Here is a 13,568-nt window from a genome sequence, read left to right on the forward strand (position 1 = left end):
TTGGCAAGACCAGCCGACGGATAAACAGAAGAAATGCTTGAGAAATCGATTGCTTACGCAGCCTACTGGCGAAACTCGCTTGCCGATGCCGAGTTGGGCCGAGGTACCCTCACAAAGGATGAGGTGAGCGCGCATCATCGCGTGTCGCGAGCCGAGGCTGAAGCCGGAATCCTGCACGAGGAAACGGTCGAGGATTTCTTCTCCGGGGAAGATGAGAAAGTCCAGTTCGTCGAGGTCGTCTATCGACCATTGCTGTATGCAGTGAAGAATGAGCATGGGCAACGAGCTACCAAGTTGCCGGAATTCGTCACTCCACTAGTTACTCAGGCGTTACTTTCGCGAGACGGCTGTCTTCTACCGAAACCTGCTACGGTCGTGCCACGGGACATTCTGGAACCGCTCGAGGCCGGCTCATTTTACATAGGGACGCTAGAGGACCTTGACAGATATTTGACCAACGGACAAGTCCCTGGCATTTCGTTTGCCGATGTAAGTGACGGCCACGAAACCCAACTCGAACCATTTCGAAAAGGCTGGAATGCATACCGCAATGGCCTTAACAGCTTGCTTGAAGCGGTTTGTGGTATTTTCGTTTCGCAGACGCGTCAGTTTCTGCCAGCCGAATACGGGCTGGTGTTGAAACAGGGCGTCATCAGTGGCGCGACCCAGCATGTCGTGCGTCTGTACGACCACATGCGAAACAAGCGGCCACAATCTCCGCTCTTCGAGTCGTACGCTCGCATAGACGCCACACCGATCCAGCCGTGCCTCCCGGCTAACGCAGGCTTCGCTGCGCGACTTGGTCACTCCAGCGACAGGTTTGCGTTAGCCGACGCACAGCGGGCTGCACTGTCCCATCTTCTTGCTTCGAAGGACGGTGAAATTCTCGCTGTCAACGGGCCACCCGGTACGGGAAAGACGACGCTACTCCTTTCCGTTGTGGCATCGCTTTGGGCGCAGGCAGCTTTGGATGAAACCGAGCCGCCAGTCATCTTCGCTGCCTCGACGAACAATCAGCCGGTAACCAATATTATCGACGCCTTCGGAAAGGATTTTTCACTTGGCGACGACCGTCTTGGTGGGCGTTGGCTTCCGGACGTTCGAAGCTTCGGTGCATACTTTCCTGCGCAGGGTCGCGAAGCCGAAGCGTCAAAGAAATATCAGACCAGCACGTTTTTCGATGAAATCGAAACGCGGGAGTATGTCGATCGCGCGAAGATAGCGTTCCTATCGTGCGCGAAGGAAGCCTTTCCGGACACTGACGTTGCGGACATCAAGCTCGTAGTCGCCCGTCTACACGCCGAGCTCAGGACCCACGTCGGCCGATTGAGTGCCGCAGAAGAGGGCTGGCATCGTCTTTGTGCGGCAAAGGCGGAAACGACCGCTGAACTCGGAACCGACCCTCACAGTGCGCTGACTACACGTCGCCTGCGGGTCAGCGAGCAGAATGCGGTCGTTCTGAAGTGGAAGGCCGTGAAGGATGGATGGGAAAGCTATCGCGCTAAAGAGTCGCTTCTTTATTCGTTCTTTTCCTGGTTGCCACCTGTCGCGGCAAAGCGTTTCCGGCAGGCGCGTGAGCATCTGAAATCTTTGGTAAAGGACGAGCCCTACGAGTCAATGGGGGTGACGCTATCAGCCATCGAGAAGTCCATCGGCGACGAGCTTGATGCGAACATAGAGACTCGTGACGATGCTGTGCACGCGGTTCAACGAGGCGAAAGCCTTCTCCGGGCTCAGGATGAAGCATCGACGACTTTCGGCGAAGCAGCGCGCAGTGTGGGCGTTATCAGCGATATCGAGCACCCGTCATTTGAACAGTGCGACACAGCCGCCGACACGGAACTTCGTTTCCGGATTTTCATGCTGACAACCCACTACTGGGAAGGCCGATGGCTGCTCGAAATGGAGAGCCAGATGGCGAAAATACTGGACAAGAAAAAGAGTCGAAATCCTGGTCCAGCGACGCTTATGCCCCGATTGCGCCGGCGCATGATGATCACACCCTGTGCCGTCTCGACATTCGCCATGCTGCCAGCCCAATTGCTGAGCTACGTTCGAGGAGATGGAAAATTCGACGCGGACTATCTGTATGACTTCGTCGACCTTCTGATAGTCGATGAGGCGGGGCAGGTTCTCCCGGAAATTGCAGGTGCGTCGTTCGCTCTGGCACGCAAGGCCCTTGTCATCGGCGATACGCGGCAAATTGAGCCGATTTGGTCTGTTCCGCGTAGAGTCGACTTTGGCAACCTGATGAACCTCGGGTTGCTTGAGGGAGGCAGCAATAGCGTGACTTACGAAGACCTGGCGCGTACCGGAAAGACGGCCGCAAGTGGCAGTGTCATGCGTGTCGCACAGAACGCGACACGCTATCACGGGGACCTCGAACTTGACCGAGGTCTTTATCTGTACGAGCACCGTCGTTGCTACAACGAAATCATACAATTCAGTAACGAACTTTGCTACCACGGCAAGTTACTGCCTCGTCGTGGCGACGCGCCACGTGTATCCGAGGAGGCCACTGACCGTTTGCCGCCGATGGCTTATCTGCATATCGACGGCATTTGCCAAACCATATCCTCTGGAAGCCGTCGGAATCTACTTGAGGCGGAAACCATTGCTTTGTGGCTCTCTGAGCATCGCGGGATGTTGGAGGCGAAGTATAGTGCACCCCTGCATCAGATTGTAGGTGTCGTCACTCCATTTGCTGCCCAGGTCGCCGCTATCGAGGCGGCATGTGCAAAAATCGACATAAAGGTCGGGCGCGAAGACGAGATGCTGACCGTCGGAACTGTCCATTCCTTGCAAGGCGCTGAGCGGCACATCGTCATCTTCTCTCCTGTCTATTCCAAGCATGAAGATGGTCGATTCATCGACAAGAGCACAAGCATGCTCAATGTAGCCGTGTCTCGTGCGAAGGATAGCTTCATTGTCTTCGGAGACATGGATGTATTTGACTCGGTCCCTGCGGCAGAGCCACGCGGTGTGCTAGCGAGTTTTCTGTTCAGGAGCCAAGGGAACGCGTTGCGATTCGAACATCGACAGCGCTCTGACTTGCAGACACGGACTACAGTTTTGTCCCAACTGCGGGATGCGTCGGACCATGATGCGTTTCTGCTTCACACGTTGTCTGCGGTTAAGAACAGTTTTCAGATTGTGACGCCGTGGATTGTCCTGGCTCGAACGAAAGAGATCGGCGCGTTCGATGCGATGCAACGGGCCGTGGACCGTGGCGTGAAGGTCGAGATTTTTACGGACCCGCAACTCAACATTGGAGAGGTCAGCAAGGAGGAGGGTGTCAGAAAGGAGGCTCGACTGCTCGCCGACGCCAAGGTCTTGCGCGATGCCGGAATCACGGTGAATTTTGTCCGGCAAGTCCATAGCAAGCTCGTCATTGGCGACGAAGATGTCTACTGCATCGGCTCTTTCAACTGGTTCGGTGCAAAACGCAGGGGGCAATTCGTGCGCCACGAAACCTCAATGCTTTATCGAGGCCCCGATCTGGTGCCCGAAATTCTCTCTATGCGCAAAAGCTTACAGCAGCGAAAGATTTTGAGGGCGCCGTATGCCGATGAACGCTCACGCACGCCCACTGTGGCAACCTGAAGGTGCGCTACCTGAAATCGATATCGGCTGAGTGAAAAGCGTTGCGAAAAGCTTAGCTCCTGCGCCGCCTGAGGACTGGTTTTCGGAAACTTTTCTTCATGTCGGGCTGATGGGCAAGTCCTCCCGAGAACATTCACTTTCGGTGGAGTAACGTTGCTACCAACCGGTGGCGCCTCACGTTGTGTACGACTGGTCAGGCAGCACACTCGTCGCTATTGGTCGAAGTTCTCTCTGCGACCGCCAAAGTGTCCGGCGGCGTGATCCACGAAAGTCCTTATTTTCGCCGACAGGTGCTTCCGGCTGGCATATCCAACCTTGATTTCAACTCCACACAAACCAAAATCACCAGGTATCTCGACTAACCGATTCTGAGCAATATCGTCGTTAACAAGGTAATCTGGAAAAATTGCGACGCCAAGGTGCAATAGCGCGAGCTGATGCAACATCTCGATATTGTTCGCAACGACGACATTCCTTTGCTTTACGTGTGCAGTCTGCTGCATACCAGCGGATTCACCCGCAACACCAGTTTTCTCTGAAGGAGTTACAAGACATTGGTGTGCGCTTAATTCTTCGCGGCAGGAGGGAGCTCCGTACGTGTCAACATAATGCGGAGTTGCGCAAACGATAAGGCGTCCCGCTAGCAGAGTCCTTGCGATGAGTGTCCTGCTGCTAATTTCATGGGCAGCGAAAATTCCAACGTCGAAGCCGTCTTCGACAAGATCAATGCCCCGATCGTCCAAGGTGATGTCGGTTCGCACTTTGGGAAATCGCTTGGAATATGATTCGATGACTGGGCCTAGGGCGCGAAATCCAAACACCACGGGCGCCACAATCCGAAGCTCTCCAGCAGGCTCAAGGTTCGCAGAGTTGACCATTTTCTCGATACTATCAAGTTCGTCAACGATACCTCGCACGCGTTCCAGATATAGCTGTCCAGAATCTGTAAGCGAAAGATTTCGGCTGTTCCGATGAAATAACCGGGTGTGCAGCTTTTGCTCAAGAAACGCGACGTGTCGCGACGCGACCGCCGTCGAAACTCGCATCGCTCTGGCTGCGCTAGCGAAACCGCCCAGGTCCGCTATACAGACAAAAACCTTGATCGCATCTAGATGATCCATCAGAGAACCCCAACAATAGTCACGCTGGTCCTGATTGCGTTCACTCTTTGGGCCCACTACCCGGTTGACGCTCGGGTCGACCCATCGCCGAACTTGGATAATGGTATGCGATTGAACAAATTTCTGCATTTAACGTGTCTGCAGTTCCGATGCAGGCCTGCAACACATGATAGAAGATCACGAACCGGCCCGAGCTTTTCGGTTTTGCTTCTCGCATTGCAAGAAAGGGCATTGGTCTTCCACGGCTTCTTTCTTCACCTTTGTTGTGCGGCGTACAAGTAGACCAGACATCACACCGGCAGCAGGAGTCGCTTCTAGGGTGTCTTGATCTTGATATTTCACTGTGCCTCACGAACATGCGTTGTCTCAGGGACGGTTACGGCGATTATCGTGTCGATGCATCCGGAGTTACCTCAGGAACGATGACGCTGCGTGTGGGCAAGGAAGGAGACAGATCTGCGCCAGCCGATGCGATTCAATCTGACGCAGGTGGTCGCGTTCAAAATCAGGCAAAGCATTGAGAACGCGACGCAACCAAGGGGCATAGCGGATTTTTCCGTTGGTAGAGGCCTCGCAACCATTGGATTCTTGGGCAGAGCCACGTCAAGCGGCACCAAATCCGTTGGCATCGCGTCTGAGAACTTGAGGAAATCAGGTCAGAGGCCGGCAACTATGCTCGTTTTAGTTCACAGTATCTGCTTGCAAGCGACGAGACAGGGAGGCCGGCAATCGAGCAGGCGCTGGACGCGCTTAACAACGGCATGGATCAACCGATCGCAACCTATCAGCGGGATGGCAACGAATCGCTCCATGAGTCGCCCGGCCTCAGTGCGTTGATTCAGTTTAGGCGATCAATGCGTTCTCACACAGTCTGGTTCGATTAGAGTCGCTCGCACTTCGGCAGATAATGTCAAGGCTTACTGCCTTCCTGCGAACTATCGGACGTGAAGGTCACAAGCCGACGACAGGTCCCCGTTTCGCTAGAACCTGTAAGCGACAGAGGCCATTCCGTTCAGATCGAGCCGACGCTCGGTGATCGAACTACCGGCGGCGAATTTCTCGAGACGTCCGACTACCGCAGCGACATTCGCTGACCACTGCGGCGTGATCTTGTAACTCGCGTTTACGTTGAAATGAACGTCTCGCAATCCAGAACCAGCGGCATACTGGGGTAATTGCGAAGCTGCGCTTTCCTGTGGCGATACACCAAAGAAGGTTTGGGTGTATGTTCCGTTCGGCCACGTGAGTCCCGAGCCCAGAATCAGCCGTCGGGGCAACTCCTTCATAGCCTGAACCTTGCTCTTATCTCACTCGGCGTGATGTGAGCTTGACGCTGAAAAGCCCGTCGCATACGCTGTTCATCGCCGAATCCATATCGAGCCGCTATTGCACTGAGTGGGGTGTCGCTCTGCTCGATCGACTCGCGAGCTGCCTGGACTCGCATGATTTCAATCGCCTTCGCCGGGGCGACACCAATACGAGCCACGCACGTGCGTGCGAAGGTTCGCGGACTCATGTTAACTCTTTCCGCTAGAATCTCGGCACGAAGATCCGCGCCAAGATTATTTGCAATCCAGGCGAAGAGTGACTCTAGTGGACCGCCTGCGTCTGCTATCTGCCCCGAGAGGACCGTACTAAATTGCGACTGGCCTCCCGGCCGTTTGAGGAAGACTACCAGCTCTCGTGCCACCTCAAGCGCAATCGCAATGCCAAAGTCCTTCTCGATCAATGCCAGGGTGAGATCCACTCCTGCGCTGATGCCTGCCGAGGACCAGATTGCGCCGTCTTGCACCCAAATCCGATCTCGTTCCAGTTCGGTGTCGCTAAAGCGGTCAGCAAACTGATCGCAATATCGCCAATGAGTTGCGGCTCGACGTCCTTTCAGTAGGCCTGCTTCTGCAGCAAGGAACGCACCCGTACAGACACACGCAATCCGCTCGGAGCGGGCTGCGAGGCGCTTGACCAGACGCACGAGCGTGGCATCTTTTGCAGCCGTTGGCGCGTCGGTGCCGCCTGGGATGATAAGGGTGTCAATCGAGCCATTCGCTCTGTTCGCGCGGATGCTTCCGAATGCGAGTCCCGGGCAGTCACTCTCCACGAGTCCCCCCGGCACCGAGACAATAGTCACGCTATACCTACCACCGCCTGCTGCGGCCAGAGCCTGTGCAGGGCCGGCGACGTCGTACGAAGCGACTCCCGGATAGATGAGAAAGCAGACCCGATGGGGTTTCACAATGTCCAGCTTGTCGAAAAATTAACCAGCACCACAATTTAGTCCGAATCACCTGAAAACAGGCAAAACATTTTAGCCGAAAAGATTAGACCAAAGGCAATCGTGATTGCCGTTGAGCCGGAAGATGCATGGAGGGTTTGCAACTGCAGGCGTTGAAACTGACCAAGCCGGATCATCGCGTTTAAAAACGGGCCCTACACGGTATATCTTATGGAGATACCGGATGCGACTCTTGTCAATTGGCGAAGCGGCAGAGCAGCTGGGCGTGGTGGTGGGGACACTGCGGCGCTGGCACCGACAGGGGCGACTGGCTCCTGCCGGGCGGACCGTTGGCGATCATCGGCGCTATCTGCGTGACGCGCTGTGCTCGAGCCTGAACGAGTCGGCAACGACCGCTGGCAAGACAGTTTGCTACGCGCGCGTCTCTTCGCACGACAAGGCTACACAGCTGGAGACGCAGGCAGCACGGCTGGAAAAACATTGCGTCGATGCCGGCTTCGCAGATATTGAGGTTGTCACCGACCTGGGTAGCGGTTTGAATTACCGCAAGAAAGGTCTACAACGGCTTCCTCGCGCTCGCCTGGCGCCATTCGACTGCATTGATACGTTGAGAGTGTTGAGGCGATCAGAACGGCTTCCGTCAGGGGCGAAATGCTTTCATGTCGCTCAATGGAAAGTTGGCAAATCCGCAGAAATTCCACAATCGGTGCAGTAAAGGTGCACATCCTCTGAACTAACCCCAATCATGACCTTCCGGAAACCCTCCGGTGCTACGAAAGACAGCGGATCGATCTTGCCATGAGCAATTTCGATAGATTCTTCTTCAATAATTGCGATCTTTCCGCAATTCGTGCAGGTAATTGCTATAGACATGTCTAAATATCCTCAAATTCAATTTGGTAAGAAGCTTAAGGAGAAACTCAGCCGGAACTGGGCCTCATCCCCTTGCTGGCTATCCGTTCCCTGTCAGGCCACGGAAATATGCGGCTGTTAAATAAGGCGTACTGGTCCGTAGGCTCAGGACTATCGTGCAAGTGCGCCGGTCGGAAACTTTGGCGGCGGCAGTATGCGATTTCGTATCAGTACTCCGTCGGACAGTCACATATTTGCGAGCCGATGATTGCGACGAAATCGCAGCACATTCAGATTCCGCAACACTCGCAATGCCGAGCCGTCAGTCGATACTCGTCAGTGCGTGTTTATCGAGCGAAGACTCTCTTGCTGCGCAAGATAGAGGGGAATTTGGTGCGGCTCGATGTCCCAGTCCGTCTTGCAGACAGCACTTCAGTCTCGTCCAGCATGATCCCGGCGTTCGGTCCGGCAACATTTGTTCAACTTGAAAACTCCAACAAGATGGCTAGATGGAATCGGATATATCTCGCCCTGACACCTCGAGACGCAGCACGTCAGAGCGCGAATAATGGCCGCTCGAATCGAGCATTTGACGAGCTTCGACAACTGCCTGAGCTGATAGCTGGGCCGATACAATGCCTTCCTCTCCGATAAGAGGGCCCGCAACGACATCTCCATTCGGTGCAATGATTCTCGATCCACCGTCCTGCCATGTTTCCTGCCGGGAGAGCATGGCTTCGCGGACGGGAAACTCGTCCTCGGTGAGATGCATCATGTCGGACGATCGCAGCATGCCGCAGGCCGCGACAGACCAGGACCGACCTTCCAGGGCGATAAATCTGGTGATGTCGCGAACGAGGAAATCGCTTCCTGGCCAAACGCCAACGTGAATGAATTCGCCCTGTTGGTGGAGTGCAGCACGAGCTAACGGGAGCCAGTTTTCCCAGCAATTGAGGCTACCTACTTTCCCGATCTTCGTCTCGTGCGTTCGAAGACCTCGTCCGTCGCCGTCCGCCCAAACCAGACGTTCTAGCCAGGTCGGTTTGAGCTTGCGATGCCGTCCGAGCAGTGCACCGTCTTGGCCGATGGTCAGCAAAGTGCAGTACGTCGAACCTCCGTCACGCTCCGTCACGCCACCAATCATCATCACATTGTTCGTTTTCGCAAAGGTTCGCATGTCAGCGACCAGTGGACCATCCAGTGTGACGCACTGGTCCCAAAACTTTGCGTAGACTGGTTTTTGATTACGGGTGGTATCGACTGACGTCCAGTTGGGATAGCCTGGAATCAAAGACTCACCCCATGTCAGGATTTCAGCACCCTGTTGCACAGCACGACCACCGAACGATTTCAGCTTGTCCCAGGTTGCCCACGCATCCAGGTAGACGGGCGCTACCTGAAGTACAGAAAGTTGAACTGATCCCGCTGACAGTGGGCTCGATCGGTTATGCACCGCTTTCCTCCCAGATTTCATCGCCCCGGCTCGGGTCTGGAGTCGACAGGCATCCCCCATTCTTCACAACGCGCTTGCTCGACGCGGGATGTTTCTTTAGCCCCCCAACCGGCCCGGCATTCGGCCGTGTCGGCCGGCGCTGAAGGTCACCCAGGCAGTTAGGGCAGTGGCCGGCGAGGATGCCGGTGGTGCATGTTGGGCAGAAGGTACATTCGTAACTACAGATGTAAGCCTCATCGGTAGGGTTTAGGTCCGTGTCACAGCATTCACAGTTCGGTCTGAGGTCCAATACCGCCATAATGACTTTCTCCAGGATGCCGTTCTAAATGGCGAACGCTCCAGCTCACACTGTCAACACGCCTGTGCATGTATTCGAGCGACACGAGTTCGGGATCCATACCTGTTCGACCCTTGCCGCCCCTCCTGATTAAAGAGGCTCTGCTTCAGACGAGAAGGTACCGGGTCAGTGAATTGGCGTAAAGGTCAAGTAAGCGTCATTTTTTGCCATGACGAGGCGCATCGGAATGGTCGTTCTGCGACTTAAATTTGCCTGTGGTGGATTTATTCGCGCGTCCGATCTTGCGCTTGTCATCGTGGCTTTTCATACGCGGTGCTGCCTATGCAGACTTCAACGTAGGTCACCTCGTCGTGACACATATGCACGTAGCAATCTGGCTATTAAACTTCTCGGCAGCGACGTTATGCAGTGCAACCCAGCGTTGATGTGTCTGTTAGGGGCGCCGTGCTTGGGCTCGCGCGCAACCCGGAGGACGTGAGTCAAATTAACGATTCGGTCAGGGCGCTGGCCGAGGTCGGACGAGGCGCTTGGTGCGCCATTGTGCGGGGCACGCAAGGTAAAACGATAGGCGAGATGACGACGCTAGCTGGAATGCCGGGAAAACAGATTCTTGTGCGCATCGGCTTTCGAAGCAACGGGACGCAGTTCGTAACTGGCTTGCCACAGTCAACGAACTGCTAGGCAACGCCTCGCGTGTCAACACCAATTCAATAGGGCTCAGCCATTGTTCACTCGAGTGAACAAATTTCATAGAGGGTGGCCACTAACTGCGACAAGTCTGCGGGTATACAGCGATGCAGTTCTTGTGAGTTTGCTCGCAATCTAGGCGCGCATAACTTCGCGTTGCATAAGTTACGCAACACTCGCTACCTATCGCTTGCCATCATGAAGAAGGAAGAACCATGACCAATGCTTATGTTGAATATAGACCGAAATCGGATCAGAAAGATCACGGTGTTACGCACCACGTGGTGATCGTCAACGAAAAAGAAGTGGAAAGCTTCCGTACGCAACTCGATGGCGAAAAATGGGCTTGCGCAAAAGGCTACACGGTTCACGTAGCACGCGAACGGCACCGTCAAGATCGCCCCAATCCGGCGCACTGGCGCAAGGCAGACTGTAAGTCTTCTTGAGACATGGGGGACCCACCGAAAATCATGTAGCAAGCAGTATCGGCTACGGAGAATCAGCATGTCTTCAAAGGGTAAAGAAATAACAAAGGCGCCCACAAAACCTGACCTAAAGGACGCGAACAAGGAATTGCGGAAAGGGCACCCGTCCGGTGCGAGGACTATGGCTAATAAATCTGTTGCCTTGCTACAAGGTGTCGTCAAGAGAGGGAAAAATAGGCGCAATACTTAGTGCTGGAAATGTCAGCGAAGGACAGTCCGGACTGGTGGGCGGAAAGACCCGTAGGCCGACCTCGCAAAGGTCGGCCGTTTCATTGACAGGACCACGGTTTTATTGGTCGGAGTGGGTGCAAAAATCTTGTTGCGCAGGGCTTCGAAAACTGGAGAAAGAGGGGCTCCGTCCTTTCCGCGCCCAGCGCGCCGCAGGCAGAATGCTGCGCAGATGGTCAAATGTCCGGCCGCTGATAAAGTTCATGTCGTCGGGATGATGAAGACGAGCTAGAGTATCTTGAACGAGATGGCAATGGATCTCCTGCGTGAGTGGCTGCGCCAATGGCGACTCCGCGTGTGTCACTCGTCCGCATCAACCCGGTTATTTAAACTGACGTGAACCTAGCGGCGTGATTATCGCACCAGGTCGCAGACAAGATACCGCCGTAACGTTTGTCCCTGATGAAGGTCGTTATCGACTCAGTCCGCTCAAGGCTACTGCGGTTGTACAACCTTGGGGAGTGTGTCCGCCGAAGTGCAGGCCGCGAGCGTGTTCCCCTGCAAACAGTCCACGATTCCGCCGACGTTGAAGTGGTTCATCACGGCGAACACGCACAACGCAAGGACGACGGACGACGCAATAACCGCCCAGGTTGGACGGCCCTTGGCGAGTTTTCCAGCGAAATATCGAAGCCCACGAGCTACCAGCAGAACGACCACAATTCCAAGCGTAGCAATAATTATCCGTGGATCCACGTTCGTTTTCTCTCGTTCAAAATGCTACATAGTTCCGGTGACGTCGCTCAATCGACATCGTCACCCAAGGCGTCCTCTCACAATACCGGGTCGCTTGGAGAGTTCTGGGTGCTGACAGGATTCGATTGTGGTAGGTCAGATGTCTGGCCGGTAATCTGTATCTAGTCCGCATCTGATGCGTTAAGGATTTCCATTATAAGTCCTCGATTGCTGACGGACTACTTCACACGGCACTTCGCATCAACAGCCATCCTTATCAGGAGACGGTTGCTGGCAAATTGGGTTCCGTGTAATTTCCTCCCGGAAACGCGGGGCGCCCACACAGATCAGCAAGCCGCCTTCCTGTGCAGCGCAGATAGCTTGTCGCCATAAATCGGCTGAAGGACTAGCGATTGAGCTATCATTATTTTCGTCGAGCGGAGGAACGTCTTCGAGCTACAGCGAGATGCGTTGGCATGCATCGTTTTCCATTACGGTCCTTGAATTGATGGGGCAGAGGTGTGGCTAAGTTTCGATCTGGGGACATGGCCGCGCGCCCAAGCGTGAAGAGAGACACCACCGAGCTCACGGGTGGCTTGCCAGAACTGCTAGCTGTGCCACCGCCTGGTCCATCGCCGCAATGACATGAGTGGCGTCGATGAAATAAACGCGCCGGGCCTCCGCAATTCCCCGTACAGCCATGCCGACGAAAAAATAGATGCCATCAAACATCGCAAATACTGGGCCACCACTAACGCCATCAACAGTGACCTCGAATTCGGCACAATCTACGGCCAGCAGACCTGCTAGCGAGCCGTCAGCGAGATCGCCCCGAATGACGAGACAGTGCGGATCCAGTTTTCTGCCTTCGTAATCAACGCGCTCTTCGATACTGGGATATCCGACTATGAATATCTTCTGTCCTGCTCGTAACTCGCTGGCGGGCTTCCACAGATGGTCCATGCGCCACGACCACCAGCCAGAATCTTTCTCCTCGGTATGTCCTCCAACTTCCCACATGAAGATATCGCGTTCGTCGTCAATGTGCTTTTCTTCGCCAGCTGGTGTGAAATGCCCCAGAAAAGGAACGGGCCCTTGACGGTCCGGCACGATCAGGCGAGCATGATTCGGGTCTGCTTTTGACGCGCTGATGCAATGTCTGGCGGTGACAGCAAACTCTTTGTCTTTCCAGCGCACGAGAAAAAAAGTTCCTGTGCCCCATGGAATACCAAGCTCTTCGAGAAACTGGACCGGATGAGAACCCGTTACTAATACATCGAAGATTTCCCGTTTGACCAGTTCGTCGGCGAGAGGAATATACTTCGCAAGTGATGCAGAATGCTGATCAGATCTGATGCCGAGACGTTCGGGCGGATGCGCTCTGAGCAGGTTGACAATTTTGTATCGCGCCCCGAGATGGCCCCGTTCAATCGCATCGGCATACAGGGAGAGCGCGTCCTGCGGATTGGATTTCTCGAAATTATCCGCCAGCTCAAAAGCTGCTTGTCCGCTTCCTTTGCTAAATGCCGCGTGCATCAAGGCGAACCATCGATCTTCTTTTCCCTCGGCAAACTCGATTCTCGCAGCAACTATCAAAGCGGCTGGATTGCCTGCGTGAAATTCTTCTCGCAGTTTCGCTTCGCGCTGCGGATCGTCTTCGAGCTGCCTGCAGCAGGGCACTTGTCTCCGGCGAAAAAATCGGAGCCTGTGCGCGGGCGTGCGAGCGCAGAAGCGTTTCGGGAAGTCCGATCTGCTCGCTCATGGCATCCTAATCAGATTCTTTCTCGTACATTGGTCTTAAAGTCGATTTTGTAGTTGCGCTGGAGCCGCAGCTCGCCCGCCAGTGACGGGAGATTTCGGCCAATCGTGTGTGTCGAAAGCAGCGGGCCCCCAAAGCACTGCCTTCCGCGAGCGTGAGGGATGCGCTGCACGT

Annotated in this window: 9 protein-coding genes; 3 read left to right on the forward strand and 6 right to left on the reverse strand. The window is 54.8% G+C overall.

The window, feature by feature from the left end; translation table 11 throughout:
- Nucleotides 1-33: 33 nt before the first annotated feature.
- Nucleotides 34-3,603, forward strand: a complete 3,570-nt coding sequence (locus P3T16_RS26705; RefSeq protein WP_429344555.1) for an AAA domain-containing protein — start codon at nucleotides 34-36, stop codon at nucleotides 3,601-3,603.
- Nucleotides 3,604-3,815: 212 nt separating this feature from the next.
- Here the strand turns inward: P3T16_RS26705 and P3T16_RS26710 are convergent, their stop codons facing one another.
- The 3 genes from P3T16_RS26710 to P3T16_RS26720 form a co-directional block, all read right to left on the reverse strand.
- A complete protein-coding gene (locus P3T16_RS26710) occupies nucleotides 3,816-4,724 on the reverse strand; it encodes a LysR family transcriptional regulator (RefSeq protein WP_429344556.1) in 909 nt (302 codons plus the stop codon).
- 980 nt (nucleotides 4,725-5,704) lie between these two features.
- Nucleotides 5,705-6,010 carry a MipA/OmpV family protein gene (locus tag P3T16_RS26715; RefSeq protein WP_429344557.1) on the reverse strand — a complete coding sequence of 102 codons (306 nt, stop codon included), beginning with the start codon at nucleotides 6,008-6,010 and terminating at the stop codon, nucleotides 5,705-5,707.
- Nucleotides 6,007-6,957, reverse strand: a complete 951-nt coding sequence (locus tag P3T16_RS26720) for a GlxA family transcriptional regulator (RefSeq protein ID WP_429344558.1) — start codon at nucleotides 6,955-6,957, stop codon at nucleotides 6,007-6,009. The genes P3T16_RS26715 and P3T16_RS26720 overlap by 4 nt, the downstream gene beginning before the upstream one ends.
- Nucleotides 6,958-7,180: 223 nt before the next feature.
- Between P3T16_RS26720 and P3T16_RS26725 the strand changes: the two genes are divergently transcribed.
- Complete coding sequence (locus tag P3T16_RS26725; RefSeq protein WP_429344559.1) at nucleotides 7,181-7,672, forward strand: IS607 family transposase; 492 nt, start codon at nucleotides 7,181-7,183, stop codon at nucleotides 7,670-7,672.
- Between the two features lie 642 nt (nucleotides 7,673-8,314).
- On the opposite strand, the gene P3T16_RS26730 is transcribed toward P3T16_RS26725, so the two are convergent.
- Together P3T16_RS26730 and P3T16_RS26735 are read right to left on the reverse strand one after the other, a co-directional pair.
- Nucleotides 8,315-9,283, reverse strand: coding sequence for a carbon-nitrogen hydrolase family protein (locus P3T16_RS26730; RefSeq protein ID WP_429344560.1), 969 nt, complete (start codon nucleotides 9,281-9,283; stop codon nucleotides 8,315-8,317).
- Nucleotides 9,255-9,560, reverse strand: a complete 306-nt coding sequence (locus P3T16_RS26735; protein WP_429344561.1) for a DUF1272 domain-containing protein — start codon at nucleotides 9,558-9,560, stop codon at nucleotides 9,255-9,257. Before P3T16_RS26735 ends, P3T16_RS26730 begins: the two co-directional genes overlap by 29 nt.
- 902 nt (nucleotides 9,561-10,462) lie before the next feature.
- Here P3T16_RS26735 and P3T16_RS26740 point away from each other — a divergent pair.
- The gene (locus tag P3T16_RS26740; RefSeq protein WP_429344562.1) at nucleotides 10,463-10,693 is read left to right on the forward strand and encodes a hypothetical protein; all 231 of its coding nucleotides are present in this window, start codon (nucleotides 10,463-10,465) and stop codon (nucleotides 10,691-10,693) included.
- Nucleotides 10,694-12,220: 1,527 nt separating this feature from the next.
- Here P3T16_RS26740 and P3T16_RS26745 read toward each other — a convergent pair.
- Nucleotides 12,221-13,315 carry a hypothetical protein gene (locus tag P3T16_RS26745; RefSeq protein ID WP_429344563.1) on the reverse strand — a complete coding sequence of 365 codons (1,095 nt, stop codon included), beginning with the start codon at nucleotides 13,313-13,315 and terminating at the stop codon, nucleotides 12,221-12,223.
- Nucleotides 13,316-13,568 lie beyond the last annotated feature (253 nt).

Source organism: Paraburkholderia sp. GAS42, from assembly GCF_050436565.1.
Lineage (GTDB): Bacteria > Pseudomonadota > Gammaproteobacteria > Burkholderiales > Burkholderiaceae > Paraburkholderia.

What these genes read in the sequence shown, in the direction of transcription:
- P3T16_RS26735 (WP_429344561.1), bottom strand. Translation starts at nt 9,560, where the DNA reads ATGGCGGTATTGGACCTCAGACCGAACTGTGAATGCTGTGACACGGAC.
- P3T16_RS26710 (WP_429344556.1), bottom strand. Translation starts at nt 4,724, where the DNA reads ATGGATCATCTAGATGCGATCAAGGTTTTTGTCTGTATAGCGGACCTG.
- P3T16_RS26730 (WP_429344560.1), bottom strand. Translation starts at nt 9,283, where the DNA reads ATGAAATCTGGGAGGAAAGCGGTGCATAACCGATCGAGCCCACTGTCA.
- P3T16_RS26705 (WP_429344555.1), top strand. Translation starts at nt 34, where the DNA reads ATGCTTGAGAAATCGATTGCTTACGCAGCCTACTGGCGAAACTCGCTT.
- P3T16_RS26740 (WP_429344562.1), top strand. Translation starts at nt 10,463, where the DNA reads ATGACCAATGCTTATGTTGAATATAGACCGAAATCGGATCAGAAAGAT.
- P3T16_RS26715 (WP_429344557.1), bottom strand. Translation starts at nt 6,010, where the DNA reads ATGAAGGAGTTGCCCCGACGGCTGATTCTGGGCTCGGGACTCACGTGG.
- P3T16_RS26725 (WP_429344559.1), top strand. Translation starts at nt 7,181, where the DNA reads ATGCGACTCTTGTCAATTGGCGAAGCGGCAGAGCAGCTGGGCGTGGTG.